Origin of the sequence: Lysobacter enzymogenes, from assembly GCF_900106525.1 — a bacterium.
GTDB classification, from domain to species: Bacteria; Pseudomonadota; Gammaproteobacteria; order Xanthomonadales; family Xanthomonadaceae; genus Lysobacter; species Lysobacter enzymogenes.
The window spans coordinates 104,908-128,503 of the sequence record NZ_FNOG01000010.1; the positions used below are offsets into that span (position 1 = coordinate 104,908).

18 protein-coding genes and 1 pseudogene are annotated in these 23,596 nt (G+C 70.0%); all 19 read right to left on the reverse strand.

Annotated features, from left to right (window positions below; translation table 11 throughout):
- Positions 1-38: 38 nt before the first annotated feature.
- Entirely contained in the window at positions 39-395 is a 357-nt protein-coding gene (locus BLU84_RS22165) for a GPW/gp25 family protein (RefSeq protein WP_074872264.1), read from the reverse strand.
- A gap of 20 nt (positions 396-415) precedes the next feature.
- Positions 416-781, reverse strand: coding sequence for a hypothetical protein (locus BLU84_RS22170; protein WP_074872267.1), 366 nt, complete (start codon positions 779-781; stop codon positions 416-418).
- Between the two features lie 10 nt (positions 782-791).
- Entirely contained in the window at positions 792-1,334 is a 543-nt protein-coding gene (locus BLU84_RS22175) for a phage baseplate assembly protein V (protein ID WP_074872270.1), read from the reverse strand.
- A gap of 41 nt (positions 1,335-1,375) precedes the next feature.
- Positions 1,376-2,506: a hypothetical protein gene (locus BLU84_RS22180; RefSeq protein WP_074872272.1), complete on the reverse strand. Its 1,131-nt coding sequence runs from the start codon at positions 2,504-2,506 to the stop codon at positions 1,376-1,378.
- 3 nt (positions 2,507-2,509) lie between these two features.
- A complete protein-coding gene (locus tag BLU84_RS22185) occupies positions 2,510-2,833 on the reverse strand; it encodes a hypothetical protein (protein WP_074872275.1) in 324 nt (107 codons plus the stop codon).
- 36 nt (positions 2,834-2,869) lie between these two features.
- On the reverse strand, positions 2,870-3,532 hold the full coding sequence (locus BLU84_RS22190; RefSeq protein WP_074872277.1) for a hypothetical protein: 663 nt from the start codon (positions 3,530-3,532) through the stop codon (positions 2,870-2,872).
- A gap of 7 nt (positions 3,533-3,539) precedes the next feature.
- Complete coding sequence (locus tag BLU84_RS22195; RefSeq protein WP_074872279.1) at positions 3,540-4,394, reverse strand: eCIS core domain-containing protein; 855 nt, start codon at positions 4,392-4,394, stop codon at positions 3,540-3,542.
- On the reverse strand, positions 4,391-12,742 hold the full coding sequence (locus tag BLU84_RS22200; RefSeq protein ID WP_074872281.1) for an eCIS core domain-containing protein: 8,352 nt from the start codon (positions 12,740-12,742) through the stop codon (positions 4,391-4,393). The genes BLU84_RS22195 and BLU84_RS22200 overlap by 4 nt, the downstream gene beginning before the upstream one ends.
- Entirely contained in the window at positions 12,739-13,017 is a 279-nt protein-coding gene (locus BLU84_RS22205; RefSeq protein ID WP_074872283.1) for a hypothetical protein, read from the reverse strand. The genes BLU84_RS22200 and BLU84_RS22205 overlap by 4 nt, the downstream gene beginning before the upstream one ends.
- Positions 13,014-15,092, reverse strand: a complete 2,079-nt coding sequence (locus BLU84_RS22210; protein ID WP_074872285.1) for an ATP-binding protein — start codon at positions 15,090-15,092, stop codon at positions 13,014-13,016. Before BLU84_RS22210 ends, BLU84_RS22205 begins: the two co-directional genes overlap by 4 nt.
- Before the next feature lie 14 nt (positions 15,093-15,106).
- A complete protein-coding gene (locus BLU84_RS22215; RefSeq protein ID WP_074872288.1) occupies positions 15,107-16,399 on the reverse strand; it encodes a Pvc16 family protein in 1,293 nt (430 codons plus the stop codon).
- Positions 16,396-17,256 (reverse strand): hypothetical protein, encoded by an 861-nt coding sequence (locus BLU84_RS22220; RefSeq protein WP_074872290.1) that lies wholly within the window; start codon positions 17,254-17,256, stop codon positions 16,396-16,398. Before BLU84_RS22220 ends, BLU84_RS22215 begins: the two co-directional genes overlap by 4 nt.
- Positions 17,253-18,020, reverse strand: a complete 768-nt coding sequence (locus BLU84_RS22225) for a hypothetical protein (RefSeq protein ID WP_083383017.1) — start codon at positions 18,018-18,020, stop codon at positions 17,253-17,255. Before BLU84_RS22225 ends, BLU84_RS22220 begins: the two co-directional genes overlap by 4 nt.
- Positions 18,021-18,030: 10 nt before the next feature.
- Positions 18,031-18,555 (reverse strand): phage tail protein, encoded by a 525-nt coding sequence (locus tag BLU84_RS22230; RefSeq protein ID WP_074872293.1) that lies wholly within the window; start codon positions 18,553-18,555, stop codon positions 18,031-18,033.
- A 31-nt stretch (positions 18,556-18,586) separates the two neighbouring features.
- Complete coding sequence (locus BLU84_RS22235; RefSeq protein WP_074872295.1) at positions 18,587-20,473, reverse strand: phage tail sheath family protein; 1,887 nt, start codon at positions 20,471-20,473, stop codon at positions 18,587-18,589.
- Between the two features lie 64 nt (positions 20,474-20,537).
- Entirely contained in the window at positions 20,538-20,804 is a 267-nt protein-coding gene (locus BLU84_RS22240) for a hypothetical protein (protein WP_074872297.1), read from the reverse strand.
- Positions 20,805-21,435: 631 nt separating this feature from the next.
- A complete protein-coding gene (locus BLU84_RS22245) occupies positions 21,436-22,500 on the reverse strand; it encodes a sigma 54-interacting transcriptional regulator (RefSeq protein ID WP_233431204.1) in 1,065 nt (354 codons plus the stop codon).
- A 426-nt stretch (positions 22,501-22,926) separates the two neighbouring features.
- Positions 22,927-23,103: a DUF6053 domain-containing protein gene (locus tag BLU84_RS28890; protein ID WP_425479435.1), complete on the reverse strand. Its 177-nt coding sequence runs from the start codon at positions 23,101-23,103 to the stop codon at positions 22,927-22,929.
- A gap of 77 nt (positions 23,104-23,180) precedes the next feature.
- Positions 23,181-23,420 (reverse strand): annotated as a pseudogene (locus BLU84_RS28895) (DUF6053 domain-containing protein); the annotation flags it as partial.
- Between the last annotated feature and the right edge of the window lie 176 nt (positions 23,421-23,596).

Here is a 23,596-nt window from a genome sequence, read left to right on the forward strand (position 1 = left end):
GTGTCCTGGCGTATGCGGAGGCGCTCATGCGGCGGCGTTCAGATGGGACGCACGAAGCTGGCGCTGGCCGGTTCGCCGGTGCGCAGCAAGGCGTAACTGAGGTTGACGGTGAGGGTGGCGTCGTTGGCTTCCACACGCAGCTCGCGCACTTCGATCAGATCCGACAGCCAGCGCTGCAGCGCCGCGTGCAGGGTGAACTGCACGGTCGCCGCCAGCTCCGGGCTGTTGCCGGCGAACACCAACTGCATCAGGCCGCTGCCGAAATCCGGGCGGTTGACGCGTTCGCCGGGTTGGGTGAAGACCAACTGCTCGATCAGGTCGCGCACGTAGCCGGCATGGTCGGTCTGCGCGCTGCGGCCGCGGCCGTCGATGCGGAAGGGGAAGTCGAGATGCATGGCGGGCTCCTTGGCTCGGCTCAGGTCGCCAACACGCGGGTCTGCACGGCGCCGACGATGGGCGCGCCCTGCGGGATCTGTTCGACGCTCTGGCAGATGCCCGGGCCGGTGCCGGGGCCGGGCGGCGGCGTCACCATCGCCGGAAGGCCCATGATCGTCACCCGCGCCGAAGGCATCGCCCATTTGATCGTCACGCACGGCTGCGGCTTGCCGTTGGGCAGAGTGAACGGACAACCCATCACCGCGATGGTCGGCGCGCCGGGCGGAATCGTCGCCACCGGTTGCGCCGACACCAGCACGCGCGTCTGCACCGGCGCGATCTTGGCCTGGCCGGCGGCGTGCTGGCAGGTCATCGCGGCGTTGGCGTGGAGCAGGAATCCAGGCATCGCGGCGTCCTCAGGTGATGGCCATTGCGGTCTTGTTGAACGTGATCGTCGGCCCGACCAGCCAGATCGACGCGCCCTTGGCGTTGTCGATGTAGATGCCGCTGTCGTTGACCACCAACATCGCGCCGGTGGTGCTCTGCAGCACGATGCCGCCGGTGATCGGCGTCGGCGGCAGGTCGCTGATGACCAATTGGTTCTGCAGCATGGTCGAGACGATGATGCTGGGATCGACCGGATTGCTGAGCTTGGACATCGCCGGCGGATCGGCCTGGGTGTCGAAGCGGCAGCCGATCCACACCGGCTTGTCGGGGTCGCCCTGTTCGAACATCACCCACACGCCGGCGCCCGGCGGCGGCACCATGTACACGCCCATGCCGGGGCCGGTCGGGCCGGACAGCGGCGTGCACGGTTCGACCCAGGTGCTCGGCACGAACGCCAGCACATCGGGAATGTTCAGCATCAGCCGGCCGCGGAATTCCGGGTCGGGCATCGGCAGCACGGTGCCGCGATACAGGCCGGGATAGGTTTGGGTGCCGCGGGATCCGTCGCTCATGTCGGTGTCCTCATGTCGGTCTCATGCGTGCTCGTGCGTGCTCATGTGGGCACACGGGGCGTCAGCGAAATCAAACCGTCGCGGCTGAGCTGGAAGCTCTGCTTGAACTCGCCGCGCTTGATCTTGTGGGTGACGCTGTCGACGTAATACAGCCCGTCGTAGGCCAGTCCCGCGCCGCGCACGCCGACCATCGCCTTGGAGCGCAGCACGTGGCCGTAGCGCAGCACGTCGAGCGAGCCGGACACGGTGATCGCGTTGGCCGCGCCCTTGAGCATGCGGCCGAGCATCTTCTTGACCGTGAAAGCGGCCGAGTCGTCGCCGCCGGCGTCGCGCGAATACACCATCTTCAGCGGCGGCGTCGGCCGCGCGCCCAGCGGCGGCTGGAAGATGTTGACCGACGGGATCGGGATCGGAATCGGAATGCGCCCGGTGACCGGATCGCCGATGGTCACCAGCATGGTTTCCTTGGCCAGCCCGTCGAGCGAGAAGCTCAGCGACTCGACGTTGGTATGCGCGTCCATATTGATGTTCAGCGCCGGCTGCGGCACCGGCACGCGGATGTTCGGGCCCATGTAGGCGATGCTCTGCCCGGGCAGCGGGCCGGGTTCGACGTAGAACACGAAGCCGTTGTTGCTGGCGATCTTCTTGAGGAAATCCAGGTCCGTGCCGGTCTGCGACTTGATCTTCTTGGTCAGGATCGGCAGTTCCGGAATGAAGCCGGGAATCACCAGCGGCACCACGCCGAAGGCCATGTACGGCGCCAACACCGCGTAGCCCTGCAAGGTGTCGGTCATGTTCGGGAACGGGCGCTTGATCTCGATCAGGTCCATCAGCGCGCTCAGATCCTCGCCGGTGATGGTCAGCGTCGACTGCCCCGGCTCGCTGCTCGGCGCCAGTTCCTGGCGGGTCACCACGCCGTCCATCAGCACGTGCGGAAAACCGCCGAGGGTCACGGCGAGGATCACCCGGGTGGTGATCGGATCCAGGTAGCCGGCAGGCAGCAGCACGTCGAGCAGGGTCGAGCCCTTGTCGGCGGCGAACACCAACTGGAAGCCGGCCTTGTCCTTGGCGCTGGTGATGGTCGCGCTCTGCAGCGCGTCCAGCACCGCGCGCGGCGCCGGTATCGGCACCGCGGGGCCGATCATCAAGGTCAGATGGATGCCCTTGAGCATGCCTCACTCCCGTCCCGGGCCGGGCATGCCCAGCGGCAGGGTGATGCGCACACTGCGGCCGACTTCGGCGGTGAGCTCGTCCGGGTGCATCGCCGCGTTGGCGTCGCACAGCCGCCAGAACGCTTCCGGGTCGCCGAGTTCGGCCGCAGCGATGTGGTCGGGCCGCTCGCCTTCGACCACGCGGTGCTCGTGCAGCAGCACGAACCCGTCCAGCGCCGGCAGGAAGCGCCGGCGCAGGTAAGGAACGACAGTGCCGTCGGCCTCGGTGCGCGCTGTGGTTTCTACGTCGTAGTAGCGGCTGGTTGGCGGGAAATCGTAATTGGCCATGATCGTGCGCTCGCGCAGTGTGCAGCGGTGGAGTCTTCAGGGAACGACGGGAACGCCGGCGATGCCCAGCGCCTGGAAATCGCCGGCCGCGGCCAGCCCGGCCAACTTCTCCTTGGCCAGCAGATAGCTCATGAACAAACCGCCGCCCTTGCCGTCGAAACCCAGGTCGTCGACGCTGAGCACGCGCAGGCCCAGGCTGAGCTTGGCGCGGATCGGATTGAGCTCGGTGTCGAAGGCTTCCTCGACGATGCCCAGTTCGGTCAGGCGCACCGGCACGATCCGGTTCGGCCCGAACACGAACAAACACAGCGGCGCGGCGGCCGGCGCGATTTCGAGCATGCCGGCGCCGGCGGCGGCGTTGGCCGCGTACAGCTCGCCGCTGGCCGGATGCGCCAACGCTTCGATCGACGCCAGTTGCGGATGCAGCCCGAGGCTGCCGGCGGTGCCCTGGCCGCTGTCGAGGCCGTCGGTGGCGTCGATCTCAGCGTCGAGCTTGATCGTCTCCACCGCCGGTCCCTTCAGTCGCAGCGCTTCGCTGTGGCCGCCGCTGTCGGCGCCGGTGGCCTTGACCTGCAGGCTGCGGGTCATGGTTTCGGGGTTGTACTGCAGGGCGATGATGCGCAGCACGTTGCCGCTGTCCGGGTCCAGCAGGACCAGGCCGCCGCGCAGGATCTTGGGAGAACGCGGATATCCACTCATGTCGGCGTCACTTCTTGTTTCCCTTGCGGAACCAGTCCAGATCGAAGATCGGGATCATCGGCGTGCGGAATTCGTCCGGGTATGCGTTCTTCCATTCGCGATCGGCGCGGTCCATCGCGTTGGGGTGGTCGCGCGCGTTGATCTGGTCGAGCTGCATCGAGATGCCCAGGTTCAGCAGCCAGGGTTTGTCGATGAACCAGAACTTGAAGTTGTCGTCCATTCCGAGCGTGTCGAGCAGGCGCGAACCGCGCTGCCATTCGGCCAGGATCGAGGCGCCGTCGCGGTCGTTCATCGACAGGCCGCGCGAGTCGAAGGTCGAGCGCATCTTCAGCCAGTCCAGTTGCGGCGGCTGCAGTTGCATCGGCGGCACCAGCGGCGGCAGGCGGAACGGCGGCAGCGGCTGCGGGCCTTCGGGCGTGGGCGGCTTGGCTTGTTCGTCGGGATCGCAGTGCAGGCCGCCGGGCTCGGCGCCGCCGAGCGAGGCCGCCGGCGCCGCGCCGCCGGCGGCGACGCGGTTCGCGGCCGCGCCGGCGCGCGCCTCGCTGGCATCGGCCGAACCGCCCTGGCGTTGTTGCACCACATGCGCCAGCTCGTGCGCGAGCAAGGTGCGGCCCGGCAGCGAACCGGGCGCATAGCGGCCGGGCGCGAAGGCGATGTCCTCGCGGCTGGTCACCGCCTTGGCGCCGAGCGCTTGGGTATAGGCGCCGGCGTTGGGATCGGTGTGCAGGCGCACGTTGGAGAAGTCCTGGCCGAACGCGCGCTCGAAGAACGCGCGCTGCGGCGGCGGCAACACCGCGCCGGGGCCGGCGCTGCGCTGTGCGCGCGCGCCGCGTGCGGGCGGAACGGACAGGCGTCGGCTCATGGTGCAGCTCCCAGCGGCGTGGCGTCGCGATCGACTTCCTTGGCGTCGGGCGCGGCCACCGTCGACAGCCCGGCGGCATCGCTGAAGGTCGGGTCGCCGATGCGGATGTCGGTGATGGTTCCGCTTTGGATCTTCAGCGTCACCGTCATGGTCATCGCGGCCAGGCCGCCGATCTTGATCGTGAGGGTGTTGAGGGTGATGCCGGCGGTGCGGCCCAGGCGGGTCTGGCTTTCGACGGTCTTGCCGTCCTTGGTGCGGAAGGCGCGGGTCTTGCCGGCGGTGAAGCCGGCGCCGGCGAAATGCAGCTGCGGCATCTCCACGTCGACCAGAGTGCCGATGTCGGACTTGTGCAGCTTGACGGTGTTCTGGCTGTCGTTGTCGCGGTGCATGTCGACCCAGGTGTCGCCGTCGCCGAGCTTGCCGTCGCCGTTCTTGTCGCGGCCGATGCGGCCGTTGCCCAGCGCCAGCTCGCCGGTGAAGCCGATGAAGTCGTTGAGCGGCGTGGAGGCCTCGAACGTGCGTTCGGGCTTGGCGGCCGGTTCGTTGGCCAGGCCTTCGATGGTCTCGCGCAGATTGATCTGGCCGTAGTTGTCCGGTCCGGTGTCGCCGTAGAAGCCCGGCATCTTGCGTTTGAAGTCCTTGAGCACCTTCAGGTCGATGTCGTTGCCCAGGGTGATGATGTCCTCGGGCCCGGTGACGCCGCCGCGGGTCACGTTGCGGGTGTGCAGGCGCACGGCGTAATTGGTCATGCCGCTGAAATTGATGATGCCGCCGTTGATGCTGACGTCGATGTCCGGGTCTAACCAGCCGTCGAATTTGTATTCGCCGTTGATCGTTCCGCTCAGCCCCGACAGCGGCTCGACGATGAGCTTGCCGGAGGGTTCCTTCTTCTCCGCCGCCTGTTCCTCGTTGAAATCGTCGGTGGCCTGCTTGAACTCGGCGTCGGTGAGTTCCTTCTTGTGTTCCTTGACGATGCTGACTTCCACGCCCTCGACGTGGATCTCGCCGATCTTGGCGGCGAGGAAGTCGATGCCTTCCTGGGTGCCCATGCCGCGCATGCCGGCGGCGATGTTGCTGATCCGCAGCAGCGGCAGGCGGATGGTGTTGCTGTCCTTGTTGTTGCTGATCCTGAGCCCGGTCGCGAGCACCTGGTCGATCGGCAGCGACACGGTGCCGTTGGGCTGGAAGCGCGGCTTGATGCCCTTGGCTTCCAGCGCGGTGCCGTAGCCCTTGATGTAGGTTTCCTTGCCCTTGGCGTCGGTGAGGGTCAGGTTCGGATTGATCAGGCCCAGCCGGTTCAGCACGAAGCTGCCGTCAATGCCGGTGTGGACGATGTCGACGGTCTTGCCGTCGGGCAGGGTCTTGGTGCCGAGCTTGACCGTGCTGAACTTGATGCTGTCGGCGGTCAGCGGGCCGCCGTCGACGTTGGCGACGAGCTTCTTAATCGTGGTCGCGCTGCCGAGCGTGTCGACCAGCTTGGCGCTGAGCCCCTGGATCGCGAACGGGTCTTTGCCGGGCCGGCTGGGCTGCGCCTCGACCTTGACGCCGGTGAGAGAGGAGGTGCCGTCGAGCTCGTTGCTGTCGAAGCGGCCCACGCGCAGGTGGCCGAGCTCGGCCTTGGTCGCGGACACGTCCTGGGTCGAGGTCTCCTTGACGCCGTCGCCGTTGAGCCCTTCCGATTCGCCGTGGTAGTGGAAGCCGTTGGCGACCACGCCGTACAGGTCGAGATCGCTAACCGCGAGCGTGGTCGGCGTCTTGACGGTCTGGCCGGGATGGGCGGGGTCGGGGTCCAGGCGATAGTTCTGGCGCGCCTTGCCGAGCACGATCTTCTCGACCTTGACCGCATCCAGGTCGATCTTCTTCGGCGCGTCGGTGTAGTGCATTTCCACGAGCGTCGCGGCGGACACCTCGACGCCGCTGGCCTCGGTGTAGTCGGGGCCGATGGCGACCTTGCCGATGATGCCCTTGCTGCCGAAGCGGGTATTGAGCTTGTCCTTGCGCAGATAGCCGCCGGTGCTCTCGATCTTGCCGACGTCGACCGCGTACTCGCCGGGACCGATCACTTCCACGCTCATGCCGCGGCCCTTGAGGCCGATGCCGGCCTTGAGCGCGGAACCGATCGCGCTGTAGTTCGCCGAGCCGGCGTATTCCTGGGCTTCGATCTTGCCGGCGCTGAGCTTCTTTTCCGGCGTCCACTCCAGGCCGGTGACGTCCAGGTTCTGCAAGTACAGCGGCTGGAACGGCATCATCTCGACCGCGTCGCTGTAGGCCGCGCGGCGCAGTTCGACGCGGTTCTCGGCGTCCTGGTAGGTCAGCTCTTCCGACTCGACCTTGCCCACGTGCAGGCTGTCGATGCGCAGCTTGCCGATCTCGCGCTCGGTCTTGGCGGTCTGGCCGGGCTTGGCCTTGGCCGGCACTTCGCGGGTTTCGATCCGGCCCTTGAGTTTGAAGTCGGTCAGCGTGGTCGGCTTGCCCGACTCGACGAAGCCGGACTCGCCGACCTTCCAGTGCACGCCGAACACCGTGAGGCTGCCGAAGTGGATGTCGTCGATGTCCAGCGCGCCGTCCTTGTAGCGCACACCGGCGCCGAAGTCCTTGAGCGTGAGGTGGACCCAGCCGTTGGGGCCGCGCACGTAGGTGTCGGTGAGGTCGAGGTCGCCGATCTTGGCGGCGATGGCGCCGTCCTGCAGCAGGTCGACCCGGATCGCGCGCGCGTCGAGCCGGCCGTGGCCGGCCCAGGTGTCGACCAGGGCCTTGCTGACCACAAGGTTGTCGATCGAGTCGATGCCCAGCGACACCGGCTTGCCCTTGCGGGTCGAGGTCAGCTTGACCTTGGCGTCCTTGTCCGCCGGCAGGTCGATGTCGATGCCGTCGGCATGCACGCCGTTGATCGAACCCGAAGCGATCGCGATGTCTACCTTGCGCTCGGACAGCTTCAGCCCGAGGCCGTTGCCGTACAGCTTGTCCAGCGAGAACGAATCGATATGCGCCTTGGACAAACGGTAGTCGGCCAGTTCGCGGCTGCCCTCTACGCGCGACACCAGCTCGACCGAGCCGGAGAACTTCAACCCTTCGATGCCGCTGGCGCCATCGGACCACATCTGGGTGACCGATTCGCCTTCGCTCGAGGTCAGCAGGAACTGCTGCAGGCTCAGCGAGTCGACTTCGAACTTCGGCACCTGGACGGTGACCTTGTCTTTTTCCTTCTTGGCGCTGATGTCGAGCCGGGTCTCGCCGATCTCGAATGAGCCCGCGTCGCCTTCCAGCCCGCTGTTGGGCTGGTGCCCGGCAGTCTGGATCTGCTGCAGAGCGAAGCGCTTGAACAGGCGCTGGTTGTTGCCGCCGGTGCCGGTCACGGTGACGCCGCCGCGTTCGAGCACGTCGAGCGGATGGATGCCGCCGCCGAGCGCGTCCGACAGCAGATCGCCGGCGCCGCTGACCTTGACCCCGAACTCGTCGAGTTCGGTGTTGGCCACGCCGTACTGGGCCAGGTCGTAGGCGATCACGCCGTCGACTTCGGCCACCGCGTCCTTGGCCGTCTTGATCTCCTCGGGCGTTTTGGCGCGTTGCAGGCGCAGGTAGGCGTCCTGGCGCTGGTCGGCCAGCGCCTGCAATTCGGCGACCAGGGTCGCGAGCTTGGCGACTTCCTTTTCCAGCGCCGGCTTTTCCGCTTCCTCGGCGGTGCGCGCTTTCTCGCGCAAGCCGTGCAGGCGCTGGTTCAGCAGGCCCAGCCGCGGCACCACGCCGAGACCGACGATGTTGAGCTGCTTCAATCCGGCCTCGACCAGGTTGCCGCGTTGCTTGACGCTGGCATAGGCGCCGGTGAGCGTGGCCTTCTCGAACAGCAGGCCGTGGTATTTGCTGCGCGCCTTGTCGATGCGCAGCGAATCGACGCCGACGTCGGCGTCGCGCAGATGCTTCTTCCACTCGCTCCAGTCGAGCAGGCCGTTGGCCGGAATCGCGCCGGCGTGCAGGCCGTCGGCGACGATGCGCTCGACTTCGATGCCTTGCTGCGGCAGTTGCAGCCCGGCGATGTCGGCGTGCTGGGCGGCCAGGCCGACGCGGCCGCTGGCCAGGTCGACTTCCAGGCGGGCGCGGGTGAGATCGATGGACTCCACGATCAGCGCCGCATCGGCGGTCAGCAGCTTGCGCAGCGCGCGGAACTCGGTCAGCTCGGTCGCGCTCAGCGAGGACAGGCCCATCGCCACCATCGCCTGGTAGCGCCGCGCCTTGGGCTTGAGCGCGGTCAGGCTGTCGGCCAGCGCCTGCAGCTCCGGCCGCTTGGACACATCGCCCAGTTCCTTGAGCTTGGCGTCGAGGTCGCGCTCGCTGAGCACGCCGCCGGCGATGCTGAGCCGGCCGGTGTGCACGTCGCCGAGTTCGAGCACGAAATCGCCGGGGCGGTCGGGCGAGATCAGCGACGGCTCGCTGAGCCCGAACTGCGCGCGCTGGGCGGTGCGCTGCGGCGTTTCGGTCGGGCTCGACAGCAGCCCCAGCATCGCCGAGCTGCTGCCCTGGCCGTGGATGTGGTTGAGCACGATCGGTTCGGCGCTGGTCACCGTGCCTTCCACGCCCGACACCGAGGCCTTGCCGATGTCGAGGAAGGCGCCGCCCTTGTCTTCGAAGTCGAGCCGGTCCAGGTCGGTCTGCAACTGCGATTGCTGCGCCGGGGTCAAGCCGCCGGCGCGGATCTTGGCCTGGATGGCGAGGTATTCCTGCTCTTGTTTTTCGACCTGCGCGCGCTGGCCTTCCAGCTCGGCCGCGCGCGCATCGAGTTCGGCCAGCGCCTGCGCGGCGTCGCCGCGGCCTTGCAGCGCGGCCTTGCGCTGGGCGATGGAGGCCAGTTCGGCGCGCAGGCGGGTGGCCTTGTTGAGGCCTACGCGCATGGCGAAGTCCTGCACTTCGGCCTTGGCCACGCGCTGGCCGCCGCTGCTGGCGAAGCCTTCGGCGCTCAGGCTGCCGAAGCTCATGTCGATCGCGCGGATGCGGCTGGTCAGGTCGCTGCCGAAGCGGTTGTCCGGCTCCAGGCCCTGGTCGCCGAGGCCGCGCACGCGGTTGATGCCGGCCGCCATCAGCCCCACCGCCGCCAGCTGCGCCAGCCACGGCAGCACCATCAGCACCAGCAGCGGGAACGGGATGTAGCGGCCCTTGCGCTGCGCCGGCGGCGCGCCGCGGGTGGAGTCGACGCTGCCGGCGGCCAGGCGCAGCGCGGTCACGCTGAGCTTGGCGATGGTGTACATCGCCCGGCTCTTGGCGTAGAGCACGTCGTTGGCGACCAGCGACTCCAGACTGACCTGCGCCTGCGCGGCCTGGCCCTGGTTCTGCGAGTCGTAGGCGGCGCGGATGTGCAGCTGGCGCAGATCGACTTGCCCGGTCTGGATCGTGCTGCCGTCGCGCTGGATGTTGGTCGATTCGATCAGCAACTGCGGCAGGATCAGCTCGGCCGACTTGCCTTCGCCCTCCAGCCAGCCCGGGTCGAGCAGCAGGGTCAGCTTGTTGGTCTGCGCGCCGATCGGCTCTTGCTTGCTGCCGCGCTTGGCCGGCTTGGCCAGCTGCGCGCCCATCAGGTCGCCGCCCATGAACTTCTGCACGTCGTTGAGATCGAGCTGGGCGCCGATCTTGCCGTCGACGAACAGCACGTCCATGTTCCACAACGTCACCAATCCGCCCCACAGGCTGCGCAGCGAGGCGAACACGCCTTCCTCGTACCAGCGCGTGCCCTTGAGCATTTCCGGCTCGTACTGGTCGCGCTTGGCCGCCGGGTTCCACAGCCGGAACTCGTCGATCAGCGTCGCCAGCTGCGGTTGCTTGCCGATCACATCGAACGTCTGCGAGCGCTCGAACGCGTAGCGGTGCTCGGACATCGCCATCGCCATGCGCAGCGTGCCGCGCAGGGCGACTTCGTTGGCCTTGGTCCAGAATTCGGGATCGTTGAGCTGGGCCAGCACGCCGGCGCGGTCGGTGCCTTCGCGGTCGCCGACGTAGGCGTTGATGTCGCGCGCCTGGCGCATCGCCGGGCCCATCTCGGACTGGATCCGCGCCCAGGTGTCGGGATTGTCGCGAATGAAGGCCTGGCGTTCGTCGTCGGGCAGTGCCTTGACGCACTGGAACGCCAAGTAGGCCTCCCAGTCCTTGACCATCCAGTCGCTGAAAAGGCCGCGGCTGACCAGCTCGCGCGCCTGCTCGCGCACCCGCAGCGGGTCGCGGGCGAGGATGATCTTCAAGGTCGCGACGCGGTTGCCCTGGTCGAACAGGAACGATTCGGGCAGCTCGCCGAACAGTTCGTCGATGTAGCCCAGGCTGTCGAGTTCGCGCAAGTAGGCTTGCAGCAGGATTTCGTCGCCCGCGCTTTCGTGCCCCGGCTCGAGCGAGCCGGCGCCGAGCTTGACCAGATCGCCGTACAGCTCGATCGCCTCGGCGTCGCGGTAGATGCCGCGGCGCCGGTCCTTGAACTTGGCCACCAGCGCCTGCAGTTGCTTGCGCGCGTCGCCCTGGTCCAGGCGCTGGCGCTGGGCGCCGGAGGCGTCGTAGTAGTAGGTGTCGGTATCGCTGCGCCAGCCGCCGGGCTCGCTGGCGCCTTGCGCGCCGAGCTTGAGCATGCGCTCGTACTCGTCCTTGTCGGCGGCCTTGCGCACCTCCAGCACCGGCAGTTTCAGCCCGGTCGTCGCGTCGCGCGGCAGGTTGTCGATCAGGCGCAGGTAGTATTTTCCGCCTTCGCGCTGGCGGAAGCGGTACTGCGCCGGCATCGGCAGGGTCTGCAGCAGGCGGTAGGCGAACAGCGCTTCGTGGTCGCGGATGGCCCAGTCGAGCAGGTGATAGGACAGCAGGTCTTCGAGCAGTTGCTCGTTGCGGTAGGGCAGGCGGGTCTGCACCAGCGCGGTCAGGGTCTGGGTCTGCCACGGCGCGGACTGGCCGATGAAAGCGTTCGGCGGCAGCAGGTCGATGATGAGGTCGACCAGTCCGTCGCGTTCGAGCTGTTCGCCGATGTAGCCGAAGCGGGCGTCGTCGGCGAGCTGCGGGTAGAGCATCTGCAACGCGGCGATCGCGTCGGTGGCGTTGGGATGGCGCGGCTCGCCGTCGCCGTCGCGCGGGGCCTGCAGGCGCTCGCGGATCTGCGCGATCAGGTCGTTGGCGCCTTCGTCCTTGGCGTGGGCGAGCAGGCGCTTGCGCTTTTGCGCCAGCGCGGCCTCGTCGTCGACCGCCTGCTTGCGCGCCTTGGCGAGCTTTTCCAGGACCTCCGGCGTCGGCGCGGGCGCGTGCACCAGGCGCGCGATGGCTTCGCCTTTTTCCGATGCGCGCAGCTCTTCCCAGACCGGCGCGGGCAGGTTGCCGACGATGTAGACCAGGGCCTGGGTTTCCTCCAGGTCCAGCCCGCCGTCGGGCAGCGCGCGCAGGGCCTTGAGGTCGATCGCCTCATAACGCTCCGGCTCCAGCGCCTTGTAGCAGGCCAGCACCGAGCGGCGGTGCTGGTACATATGCGGCGGGTTGATGTTGTCGGCCAGCCAGTAACGGTATTTGGCGTCCAGCGCGCCGACCATGGCCACGGCGACGTCGAACGGCGCGGTGTCGAGGATGCGCATGACCTTGAACACGTCGCCGTCGGACACCCACCAGCCGTCGAGCGCCTCGCGGATCGACTCGAGCTCGCGCGAGCGGCTGGTCTTGACCGAGTCGGCCAGCGGCGGCGATTCGACCGCCTCAGCGGTTTCGCTTTTGCCGGTGTCGGCCGCGGCGCGCGCGCTGCGCAAGGCGACGCGCGGGCGCGGCAGGCTCTCGCGGCGGGCGAACGCGGCGCCGATGGCGTCGGCCTCGGCTTCGGCGGCGGCTACGCTGTCGCTGGGCGCGGCGCTGGCCAGCGCGCGCTGGGCCGCGTGCGCGGTTTCGTGGGCGAGCAGATAACGGCCCTGCGCTTCGTGCGGGCGGTAGCGGCCCGGATGCAGCAGCACCCGCGCGTCTTCCTGCAGCGCGTTGGCGCCGCGCGCCTGGATGCGGATGGCGGCGTCGGCGTCGACTTGCACTTCCAGCCGCGACAGATCCAGGCCGAAGGCGCGGCCGAGTTCTTGCAGCAGTTGCGCGGTGAGCCGGGCGCGGGCGAGGTCGGCGTCGTGGATGCGCGCGCCGCCGCAGCCGATGCGGGCGAAGTCGGGCGCGGCGTCGTCGCTGCGCAGCAGCGGCGGCGGCGCCAGCGGCGCGGCGGTGCGGGCGCTGGCACGGTCGGGCTCGATGCGACCGGATTCCTGAGCGCTGCGCTTGCGTTCGGGCGCGCGCTGCGCGTTCGCGTCGGCGCGCGCCGGCGCCGCTGCGGCGGCCGGTGCGGCGGGGCGGACGGCGGCGACGCGCTCGCTCATGGGCCGCGCGCCAGTGCGCGGTGCAGCCCGCGCGCGAGCTCGACGCCCAGGCGCACCGGGTCGCCGCTGGCGGCGACGAGTGGCGGCGCCTGCAGGCTGGCCAGCGCGCCGCCGCGCGGCGCCAGCGGCTCGATCCGGTGCAGGCGGGTGAGTTCGGCGGCGAACGCGCGCTGCAACTGCTGCGTCTGCAGCGGCGACAAGGCCGGGCCGTCCAGGCGCAGGCGCTCGATGCTGAGCGTCAACGGCGCGGCGGCGGGGGCGGGCGCGCGGCTCATCGGAACTCGGCCTCGTTGACCGGCCGCTCGAGCTTGCGCAATTCGGTGCGCACCGCGTCGAGCAGGCGCGGCATGCCGACCGCGCCGCCGTCGCCGGCCGCGGCGAAGGCGGCGTTGAGGGCGATGGAATGGATGTTGCCGCCGGACAGGTTGAAGCGCGCCAGACGGTCGTAATCCAGGGTTTCGCACGGCACCCCGGACGGCAGCGCGCCGCGCCACAGGCGCTTGCGCTCGCCGGGGCCGGGGAACTGGAAATTGACCACGAAGCGCAGCCGGCGCATGAACGCGGTATCGAGCGATCCCTTCATGTTGGTGGCCAGGATCGCCAGCCCGGAGAACGCTTCCATGCGTTGCAGCAGGTAGTTGATTTCGATGTTGGCGTAGCGGTCGTGGCTGTCCTTGACCTCGCTGCGCTTGCCGAACAAGGCATCGGCTTCGTCGAAGAACAAGATCGCGCCGCCTTGTTCGGCGGCGTCGAACAGCTTGCGCAGGTTCTTCTCGGTCTCGCCGATGTACTTGCTGACCACGCCCGACAGATCGATGCGGAACAGGTCCAGGCGCAGCTCGTTGGCGATGACCTCGGCGGCCATGGTCTTGCCGGTGCCGCTCTCGCCGGCGAACAGCGCGCTGATGCCCATGCCGCGGTTCATCCGCTCGGCGTAGCCCCATTGCTGGTAGACGCGGTGGCGTTCGCGCACTTGCGCGGCGATCTGGCGCAGCAGGCCGGTGGATTCCTCGTTGAGCACCAAGTCCGGCCAGCGCGCCTTCGGCGTCAGGCGCTGGGCCAGCGCGTCCAGGCGCGCGGTGGACAGCTCGCGGCAGGCGTCCCAGGCCGAGTCGCCGTCGCGCGCGGCCGCGGCGGCGGCCGCGGCGCGGATCTGGCCGAGGTTGAGCTGGAAGTGGCCGGACAATTCGGCGGCTTCGCGTTCGCGCGCCGGCTCGGGCGCGTCCGGCTGGGTTTCGTCGCCCGCGCCTTGCGGCAGATGCTGCAACCACGCCGCGTGCTGTTCGGCCGCGCTCGGCAGCGGCGCCGGTGCGCTGCAATGCGCGGTCTCCAGCGCCAGCGGCGTTTCGCGCAGGCCCAGGAAGCTCAGGCCGAGCGGATGGGCGAGGAACTGGCGCAGCGCCGCGGTGGCTTCGCCGCCGCCGTCGAGCGCGTCGGCGTCGATGTACAGCGCCACCGGCAGCAACAGGCTTTCGCGCTGCCACAGCCGCGCCAGCAGATCGACGTCGGCGCGTTGCGCCGGCAGCGATTCCATCGGCAGGCGATACAGGTGGCGGCCCAGCGCCTGCGCCGCTTCGCAGGCGATGGCCTGGCGGCTGCCCGGATCGGTGCCGAGCAGCTGCGCCACCGGCAGCGACGCGCCCGGCGCGGCCGCGCGCAGAGCGGCGAGGATGCGTTGCGCGCTGTCGCGCTGGCTCGGCGACAACGGCGCCGGTTCGCACGGGCTCAGCACTGCCGATAGACGTTCGTCGAGCAGGTTCAAGCCCTTGATGCAGGCGACCACGCGCTCGTCGGCGCGCAGCGCGGCGGCGGTCAGCGCCGGTGCGCCGGCCTGATCGACCTGCAGCAGGTGCAGATAGCGCAGCGGCCGCTGCGGCGCCAGCGCGTCCCAGCTGGGGTCGTCGAACAATTGCAGCGCCAGCGCGAAGGTCGGCACGCCGGCGCCGCCGCCTTGCGCGGTGGCGATCAGTGCCGGTAGCGACGGATCGAGTTCCATCGCCGCGCACAGCAGCAGGATGTCGGTTTCGAACGGGCTCAATCCGAGCCGTTCGGCCAGCGCCGGCAAGGCCGGCGGCGAATCGGCGTGCGCGGCGCGCTGACGCTGTTCGTGCGCGTCGGCGATGCGTTCGGCCAGCGCTTGCGGCGCCGGCAGCGCGGGCGCGGGCGGCGGCGCCGCGCGGCCCAGCCATTGCGGCCGGCCGGGCGCCGGCGCGCGCTGCGCGGGCGCGGCATCGGTCGGCGGCGCGGCCAGCTGTTGCAGGCGCAGGCGCAGCCAATGCAGGGACGCGGCGAGGTAATCGTTGTTGTCCTCGATCCAGCGTTCGCGCTCGTGGTGGGCGGTGTCGGGCATGGGCGCGGCGCTCCTCACGCGATCACCACGGTCTGCTGCGGATCGAAGCCGAACACGCCCTGGTCGTCGGCGACCGCGGCGATGCTTTCCACGCCGTCCACGCGCACGATCACCGGATAGCGTCCGGCCACGGCGAGGGCGGCGGGCACGGTGACCTCGATGATGGTGGGTTGTTCGGGATCGGCTGGGGTCTGGATGCTGTCGGCCAGCAGTTCGTCGCCGCCGAAGCGCACGCGCACGCCGGCGTGTTGTTCGGGCAGCAGGCGCGGGCTGCAGCGCAGAGTCAGCGCCAATGCGCCGGGCGCGGCGTTGAGCGGGCTGACCTCCACGCGCGGCGCCAGCATCATCGCGATCGGCGCGCTGGCGATGGTCGGTTGGTCCGCCGGCGCCAGGCGCAGACGCACTGCGTAGAAGCCGGCGATCCAGTCGGCCATCGCGCCGGCGTCGACGCCGGCGGCAGGCAGCTGCGCTTCCAGCGCCAGCGCGCTGGCGGTGGCGGCGACCGGCAGCGTGCGCGCGGCGGTCGCGCGCGGATGCTCGAACACCAGTTCGGCGTCGGCGGCCTGCAGGTTGCGGCCTTCGATGCGCAAGGCATCGCCCAGGCGCGCGGCGCGCAGCAGTTCCGAGGCGGCCGGGCGGATCGATTCCAGGCGCGGCGCGCCGGCGGCGCGCGCGGCCGGGCCGCGGTCGTCGGCGCCGCGCTTGAGCACCGGCGGCGCGGCGCGCGCGGCGGCTTCGGTTTCCATCAGCACCACCGACACCTGATAGGCCATCGACGGGCGATAGCGCGCCTGCATCGCGGTCCACAGCTTGGACAGCTCTTCGCCGCCGAGGTATTGCGGGGTGATCTTCAGCGATTCGATCTGGTCGGCGAGGTTGAGCGCGGAGAAATCGCCGAACGGCGGATTCGGCGGGCCCAGCGCGTTGCGCAGGCGCGCGCGGTCCAGGCCCGGAGTGTCGTGCAGCGCGAGCATGGCCAGGCCGAGCAGGGCTTCGGCGTTGAGGTCCTGGGCGCCGTAGGCGGTGAGCAGGTAGTGCAGGTCCAGCGCCAGCGGCGCGTTGCGCAGGCGCTGGCCGCTGCCGTCGCGGGTCGGCAGGGTCTGGTTGCGCCAGCCGCTGTTGGGCGTGACCTGGTACAGGAACAGATTGAGCTGGTTGGGCTCGGTCTGCCCGGTGGTGATCCGGTCCGGCGGCGTGGCGGTGACGGTGATGCTGCCGATCGACGACAGGTCCAGGCCCAGCAGGCTGTCGCTGATCAGGTCCTTGAGCGTGGCGGTCACCGCGGCGATGGCCAGTGCGTTACTCATCGACGGTCTCCGTGACGTTGCCGCAGGTAGTCGTCCAGGCCGAGCGCGGGCGCGCCGTTGCGGCGCGGCGTGGCGGCCGGCGTTGCGGCCGGCGCGCCGGCGCGGATTTCGACCCGGCCGATGCTGACCTGCACCGGCGCGGGCGCGGCCGGTGCCGGCGCGGCGGGCGCATTGCGCCGCGCGGGGTGCGCGACTGCGGCCGGCGCGGCGTCGCGAGCGGCCAGGCGCGCGGGTGCGGGCAGCGGCGGCGGCGGCGCGGGTGCGCGTGCGGGAGCGCTCGCGGCCGCGGGCGCCGGCGCGGGCGTTTGCGCTTGCGCGGGTCGCGGGTCGGCTGCGCTCGCGCGCGTCGCGACGGACGGCGGGCTGCGCAGCGCGGCGGGCGATGGCGTCGCGTCGCGCTGCGGGCGGATGGTTGGCGCGTCGATCGTCGCGGCGGGCGCGGTGTCGCGGCGCGGCGGCTGCGGCGTTTGGTTCGGCGCTGTCGCGTTTGCGGGCACGGCGACGACGGTTTCGCGCAGGGTCTGGATCGACTCGATCAGGGTAGCGGGCGCCGGGGTGGGTGCGGGCGTCGTCGTTGCGCGCGGCAACGCAGGCGGCGGGGTGGCGATGTTGTGCGGGGCGGCCTTGTCGGCTGCAGGTTCGGATACGGGGATCGGCGCGCGCGGCGTCGTGCGCGCCGATTCCGGTTCGAATGCGCGCCGGGTTTCGATGGCTGCGGCTGCGGTCTGCGTTCCGATCGCTTCGTTCGCTTCGGCCGCCGGTTCCTGCCGCGATTCGTACAACGACGGCCGCCGCCGCTCCAGGACCGGCACCTGGCCTTGCGCGCGGCGCACGATGTGGCGCAGGAAGCCGTTCATGCCTGCACCAGATCGAGATAGAAACGCCGCCGCACCGGCGACAGGTCGAGGATGTCGCGCTCGCTCCAGGCGTAGTGCCGCGCCAGCGCGTGGACTTGCGACAACAGATCCTGCACCCAGTCGTCGAGTTCTTCCCACAGATACGCGCCGATGTCGAACGCCGCCGACCATTGGTGCGCGCAGGCCGGGCACTGCACCGCCAGTTGCAGATCGGCGAGCGGGTCGTCCTGGGCCATGCGTTCGCACAGCCGCTCGACCAGCGCCGGCGGCAGCGGCGCATCGGCGTCGAGTTCACGCCCGCGCCGCTGCGCGCTGAGCACGCAGCGGCGCAGCAGCGCGGCGACCGCGGCGTCGAGCGCGTCCTCGCCGCCGCGCGCCGGCGGCAGGTGGCGCAGGTCGTCGCTGTCGGGAAGGCGGTATTCGATGCGGTAGTCGCGATACTCCAGCCGCTGCGGCGCCGGCGGTTGCGGCAGCTCGCGCGGCGGCTCGCCGCACAGCTCGGCGACGCGCAACTGCGACTCCAGCCGTTCGCCGCAGGCAGGGCAGGCCGCGGTGGTCTGCAGGCGCCCGCCGAACAAGGCCTCGTGCAGCGCGAACAGGCAGGCATCGCGTTGGCCGAGGCTGGCGCGGCTCCACTGCGCCGGATCGGGCTGCGGCCACACCGCCTGCAACAACCCCAGCGCGCGTTCGTTCGCGCCGAAGCGATGCAGGCGTTCCCAGGCCCCGATCAGGACGTGGTTCCAGTGGCGGGCGTCGGCGGTCATGCGCGCGCGCTCAGGCCGGCTCGGTGAAGCTCGGCTCGGCCGGCTCGACCACGTCCGGATCGCGCTCCCAGCCCTCGTTCTCGAGCTTGAGGTGCTGGATCGCCACCGCGTTGGCGTTGGCGTCCAGGTCCGGCAGCGCCTGGAACTCGGACACCCAGCAGCGGTACACGCGGTAGGCGATGGCGAGCTGGCCGGCCTCGTTGTAGACCTCGATGATGAGGTCCTTGCGGAAGTCCTTCAGCGAGGTCTCCGAACCCAGCCCGGAACCGTAGTTCCAGACCTTGTTCGCCCACTGCTCGAACTCCTTGTCGTGGGTGACGCCGCGCTCGAGCGTGATCGCCTCGAACTCGCTGCGTCCCGGGCTCTTGCGGCTGCTGCTGGGGTCGCCGCCCTCGCGGTGCTTGACCACTTCGGTGGTGCGCTTGAGCGCGCTGACCTTGCTGATGCCGGCCACGTACTTGTTGTCCCATTTGACCCGGAACTTGAAGTTCTTGTACGGATCGAAGCGCTGCGCGTTTACGGTGAACTGGGCCATCTCGGTGCTCCCTGGATCGAAGTGGAAGGGCTCAGACGTCGATCTGGCCGGCGATCTGCTGCAGGCGCAGGACCACGAACTCGGCCGGTTTCAGCGGCGCGAAGCCGACCACGACGTTGACCACGCCCAGGTCGATGTCGTTCTGGGTGGTGGTGTCCTTGTCGCAGCGCACGAAGTAGGCGTCGCGCGGCGAGCTGCCCTGGAACGCGCCCTGGCGGAACAGGTTGTGCATGAACGCGCCGACGTTGAGGCGGATCTGCGCCCACAGCGGTTCGTCGTTGGGTTCGAACACCACCCACTTGAGCCCGCGGAACAGGCTTTCCTCGATGAACAACGCGGTGCGGCGCACCGGGATGTACTTGTACTCGTCGGCCAGCTGGTCGGCGCCGCGCAGGGTGCGCGAGCCCCACACCACGCGGCCGCTGACCGGCATCGCGCGCAGGCAGTTGATGCCGAGCTGGTTGAGCTCGCCGTTCTCCGCATCGGTCAGCGGCACCGACAGCTGCGGCACGCCGACCAGGCTGGCGTCGAGCCCGGCCGGAGCCTTCCACACGCCGCGGTTGGTGTCGGTGCGGGCGAACACGCCGGCCACCGCGCCGCCGGGCGCGAAGTTCTCCGGCGCGTTGTTGCGCAGCAGGTTGGGCTGGCGCAGGCGCGGGAAGAACAGCGCGGCGTTGCGGCTCTTGGGATCGGCGAATTCGTCGAATTTGGCCTTGGCGGTGTCCTTGTCCTTCCAGCCGCTGGGCGGGTCGATCAGGTGGAAGGCGCGGCGCCGTTCGCAGTAGGCGGTGGCCGCCGACAGCACGATCGGCTCGGCGTCGAAATTGGCGCCGTCGTCGGTCTTGTACGGCGGAATGCACAGCAGGTTGAACAGGTCGGCCTGCTCCAGCGCGTACAGGCCGAGCTTGAGCGAGAGGCCGTTGTCGGGCAGGAAGCTCTGCGCGTTGAGATGGCCGCCGTCGCTGGCCGCGGCGTCGGCGTTGGCTGCGGCGGTGGCCGCGGCGGCGAGCTTGGCGTCGCGCGCCTCGCGCAGCGGCTGCAGTTCCGACTCCGGCGCGCCGGCCTTGACCTTCTGGTCGAGCGCGTCCTGCGCGGCGCTGGTGGCGCGTTCGGCGACGGTGACCGCGTCGGCGGCGGCCGCGATCGAGTTCGGCGGCGCGCCCTTGACCCGCACCAGCGCCGAGTCCGCGGCGAGGATGCGGTCGATCCGGCGCGCGCTCTCGACCACGGTGAGGTTGAGGTAGGTTTCGCTGGCGCCGCCGGGCGCGGCGTCGCGCACGGTCAGGTTGAACAGGTCGGTCTTGTTCACGCCCAGCGCCAGGGCGATGTCTGCATTGGGCGAGGCGGTGGTTTCGCCGCGCAGCTTGCCGCCCCATTTGCCTTCCGAGGCCGCTTCGAGCTTGAGATCGCCCAGCGTCAGCGGCGCGCGCGTCGGCGCGATCGCCGCGGTGGCGGCCGCGGCCACGCTCTGCGCGGTCGCGCCCTGCAGCTTGGAGGCGTCGTCGGCGGCCTTGGCGATCGCGGCGGCGGCGCTCTTGGCCGGCTCGTCGGTGTAGGTCGCGGCTTTAGCTTTGGCCGCTGCGGCGGCGGCTGCCGCGTCGTTGCCGTCGGTGGCCGCGGCGACCGCGGCGGCGGCGATGCCGTCCGCGCCGGTCGCGTACAGGCGCACGATGATCGCCTGGCTGCCGCCGTTGAGGAAGAAATCGCGCACCGCGTAGCCGAGCTGGCTTTGCAGCCACAGGCCGCCGTAGCGGCGCTCGAAATCGCCGAAGCTGTTGATGACGACGGCCTGGTTCACCGGCCCGCGCACGGCGCGGCCGATGAAGGCGGTGATCGAGGTGGCGACGCCGGTGATGGTGCGCACGCCGCTGGGAATTTCCTCGACGTACACGCCCGGGTAGGTGAGCGCAGCTGGCATAGCCTTTCTCCTTGCTGGATGCGGTTGGGCGATCGCGGGACGATCGGTTGCGAAAAGCGGTCGGTCATGCGGGCGGCGCGGCGCGGCGCGCCGGGTCGAGGGCGTACAGCGCGGTGCCGTCGGCAAGCCGTCGCCGTTGCAGCACGCCATCCGCGACCAGGCGCGCGAGCACGCCTTCGATGCGGTGGCGCGCGGTCACGTAGCGCTGGCGCGGCAGCCACCACTCGGCAATGCCGTCGAGCGTGTCCGACGCGCCGGGATGCCGGTCGAGATAGGCGAGCACCGCGCTTTCCACTTCGCGGTCGTCGCCGACGCTTGCGGTTGTCGTCATGGCCAGCTTCCCCTTGCGTTGGCGCGGGTTCCGTTCCGGTACATTCCGTTCCCATCACGTTGCAATCGCCGTGCCAACTGCAGCGATGCGCGCCAGGGCGGCGAATCAAGGGGTTGCGCGCGGGGGACGCGGCGCGCGCTGGGTCGTGTTGCACCCGGTATGCGGCGTGGGTGGGTGCGGGGGGACGCAGGGGCGGGTGCGGGGAGACGCGTATGCGATGAGGTGCGCGTGCGCGAGTGTTGAAGCGGTGCGTGCGCAGCGTTCGTTCAGCGCGTTGCTTTGGCGGTGGTGCGATGGATTGGTCTGCTTCGGAGCTGGAATGTGTGGTGGGGTTTAGCGGGGCAGGGCGCTGAAGTCTTTGGATCCCCGCGTTCGCGGGGATGACGGTGGTGGGAGGTCGGCGGGGCGTGGACGTTGCATGCGGGCGCATGCGTAGCGGCGAAGCGGAAGCGTCGTCGCCAGGACGAACCGCGGGCGCCCGGTCGAAGCGCAAGCGTCAGGGCTGAGCGAAGACGCCAGATCGAAGCGTGCACGCCAGATCGAAGCGCAGGCGTTGCGGCTAGGATCAGGCGCCTGCTCTGTGCACACCCGGCGGCGTCGCGCCCTGCGGCGCGTGGCCCGCGGCGCGAGCTCAACCGCCGTCGGGGCAGTGGCGCTCGATGCCGTAGCGCTTGAGCATCTTGCCGAGCTGGCGGCGTTCGGTGCCCGACAGCAAGGCGGCGCGGCTGACGTTGCCGCCGGCGCGGCGCATCAGTTCGGTCAGGTAGCCGTATTCGAACAGTTCGATCGCGCGGCGCTTGGCCGCCGCGAAGCCGCTTTCGCCGCGTTCGTCGTCTTGGCCATACGCGCGCGCGGCCAGCGGTTGCGCGGCGGGGGTCGGCGCGGCGCCGCCCCAGATCGCCGGCACGGCCTGGGCCAGTTGGGCGAGGTCGAGCACGCGCTCGTCGCAGTGCATGCACAGGCGCAGCACCAGATTTTCCAGCTCGCGCACGTTGCCGGGCCAGTCGTGGCGACCCAGCGCCTGCAGCGCGTCGTCGCTCCAGCCGCGCGGCGCGCCATCGAGGCGGCGCACGGCGTCGTCGAGCAGGTGCTGGGCGAGCAGGCGCAGGTCGCCGCCGCGTTCGCGCAGCGGCGGCAGCACCAGATACAGCGGGCTGAGCCGGTAGTACAGATCGCGGCGGAACCGGCCGGCCTCGACGGTGGCGGCGAGCGAGGCGTTGGTCGCGGCGATGATGCGCACATCGGCGGTGCGCAGCGGGCGCTCGCCGACCGCGCGGAACTCGCCGTTCTGCAGCAGCCGCAGCAGCGCGGTCTGCGCGTGCGGCGACAACGAATCGATTTCGTCCAGGAACAGGCTGCCGCCGCGCGCGTATTCGACCAGCCCCGGCTCGCTGCTGCGCGCGTCGGTGAACGCGCCGCGGCGATGGCCGAACAGTTCCGATTCCAGCAACGCGTCCGGCAGCGCGCCGCAGTTCAGCGGCACGAACGGGCCCAGATTGCGCGCGCTGGCGTAATGGATCTCGCGCGCGGCCAATTCCTTGCCGGTGCCGGTCTCGCCTTCGATCAGCACCGGCGCGTTGCAGCCGGCGTAGCGCCGCAACTGATCGCGCACCCGGCGCAACGGCTCGGATTCGCCGATCATCGCGGCGCTGCGGTCGAGCGCAGGCGGCGCATTCCTTGCGGTGAATTCGCTCATGAGCAGACGGCTTCTCCAAAGTGCCATCGAAGACCGCGCGCTATCCGCGATCCGGCCGGCCGCGTCGAGTCGGTCCATGACATCAGCCCCTGCTTAGTTCCTAACGCAGCGGACGGGGCGGGGGCGGCCACCGCCCGTTCGCCGGCCGCGTCCCGTTGCGGGTACGCAGCGCGGCGCAGCATACGCCGCTGGCTGTGCGACTACGGATAACGGCGTCACGGTCCCGAAGGGGACACGCTTTGCACCGATCCGCGGTAACACAAGCGTCATCGCGCGTCGTTGCGCGGTCGGCGCAGGCCTGCGGATGCGGTATGGCGGCCGCAATCGAATCGCTTCGGCTGCATGGCGCGCACTGCTAATGAAAGCGCCGGTCGGCGCTTGGCGAGTGCGTATACGAATCTGCGCCGGCGTCGGCGGTGGCTTCACTCACCTTCGCTCATTCGCTGCGCCGGCGAAGCGAGCTCCTGCAGATCGTGCCGCGTATCGAAGCGGAAGCCCGTGCGAGGACGGACCAGAGTTTGTGGGAGGGGCTTCAGCCCGGACGCCCTTGTGTCCGATCGCCGCGGCCTGAGCCGAAAGCGTCGGGACTGAAATCCCTCCCACACGAGCAAGATCACCGCCTCGTCCCGTACATCGAGAAGCCAGCCTTCGCGCCGCGGGTCGTCGCTTGTGGTAGGGGCTTCAGCCCCGAGGCCTTTGTGTCCGATCACCGCGACCTGAGCCGAGGGCATCGGGACTGAAGTCCCTCCCACATCGGCAACATCGCCGCCCGACATGAACGGTTCCGGACGGCCTCGATGACGGTCCCGCCCGTCCAGCGCCCGCCCATTGGGGCGCAGGGCAGCGCCGGCCTCCAGCGCAGCGGCGGCCGCGTTCACAGTCTGGGGCACATTTGCGGTGGAACCGCTGGCGCGGAGCATAAGTGCCGGGGCACACAAGCTGTCGCCCGGCCGTCTGTACGGCGGTCGCGGGCTCGGACGCGAGCCTGGAAGGGCTTACAATCGGCGCTTCGTCGCAGCGGCGACGCGCGATCGGGCGGCGGCGCCGTGCCGGTCGCGCCGCGCGCCGCCGCATGGTTGTTCCAAGGCGCCCTTCC

What these genes read in the sequence shown, in the direction of transcription:
- BLU84_RS22165 (WP_074872264.1), bottom strand. Translation starts at nt 395, where the DNA reads ATGCATCTCGACTTCCCCTTCCGCATCGACGGCCGCGGCCGCAGCGCG.
- BLU84_RS22170 (WP_074872267.1), bottom strand. Translation starts at nt 781, where the DNA reads ATGCCTGGATTCCTGCTCCACGCCAACGCCGCGATGACCTGCCAGCAC.
- BLU84_RS22175 (WP_074872270.1), bottom strand. Translation starts at nt 1,334, where the DNA reads ATGAGCGACGGATCCCGCGGCACCCAAACCTATCCCGGCCTGTATCGC.
- BLU84_RS22180 (WP_074872272.1), bottom strand. Translation starts at nt 2,506, where the DNA reads ATGCTCAAGGGCATCCATCTGACCTTGATGATCGGCCCCGCGGTGCCG.
- BLU84_RS22185 (WP_074872275.1), bottom strand. Translation starts at nt 2,833, where the DNA reads ATGGCCAATTACGATTTCCCGCCAACCAGCCGCTACTACGACGTAGAA.
- BLU84_RS22190 (WP_074872277.1), bottom strand. Translation starts at nt 3,532, where the DNA reads ATGAGTGGATATCCGCGTTCTCCCAAGATCCTGCGCGGCGGCCTGGTC.
- BLU84_RS22195 (WP_074872279.1), bottom strand. Translation starts at nt 4,394, where the DNA reads ATGAGCCGACGCCTGTCCGTTCCGCCCGCACGCGGCGCGCGCGCACAG.
- BLU84_RS22200 (WP_074872281.1), bottom strand. Translation starts at nt 12,742, where the DNA reads ATGAGCGAGCGCGTCGCCGCCGTCCGCCCCGCCGCACCGGCCGCCGCA.
- BLU84_RS22205 (WP_074872283.1), bottom strand. Translation starts at nt 13,017, where the DNA reads ATGAGCCGCGCGCCCGCCCCCGCCGCCGCGCCGTTGACGCTCAGCATC.
- BLU84_RS22210 (WP_074872285.1), bottom strand. Translation starts at nt 15,092, where the DNA reads ATGCCCGACACCGCCCACCACGAGCGCGAACGCTGGATCGAGGACAAC.
- BLU84_RS22215 (WP_074872288.1), bottom strand. Translation starts at nt 16,399, where the DNA reads ATGAGTAACGCACTGGCCATCGCCGCGGTGACCGCCACGCTCAAGGAC.
- BLU84_RS22220 (WP_074872290.1), bottom strand. Translation starts at nt 17,256, where the DNA reads ATGAACGGCTTCCTGCGCCACATCGTGCGCCGCGCGCAAGGCCAGGTG.
- BLU84_RS22225 (WP_083383017.1), bottom strand. Translation starts at nt 18,020, where the DNA reads ATGACCGCCGACGCCCGCCACTGGAACCACGTCCTGATCGGGGCCTGG.
- BLU84_RS22230 (WP_074872293.1), bottom strand. Translation starts at nt 18,555, where the DNA reads ATGGCCCAGTTCACCGTAAACGCGCAGCGCTTCGATCCGTACAAGAAC.
- BLU84_RS22235 (WP_074872295.1), bottom strand. Translation starts at nt 20,473, where the DNA reads ATGCCAGCTGCGCTCACCTACCCGGGCGTGTACGTCGAGGAAATTCCC.
- BLU84_RS22240 (WP_074872297.1), bottom strand. Translation starts at nt 20,804, where the DNA reads ATGACGACAACCGCAAGCGTCGGCGACGACCGCGAAGTGGAAAGCGCG.
- BLU84_RS22245 (WP_233431204.1), bottom strand. Translation starts at nt 22,500, where the DNA reads ATGAGCGAATTCACCGCAAGGAATGCGCCGCCTGCGCTCGACCGCAGC.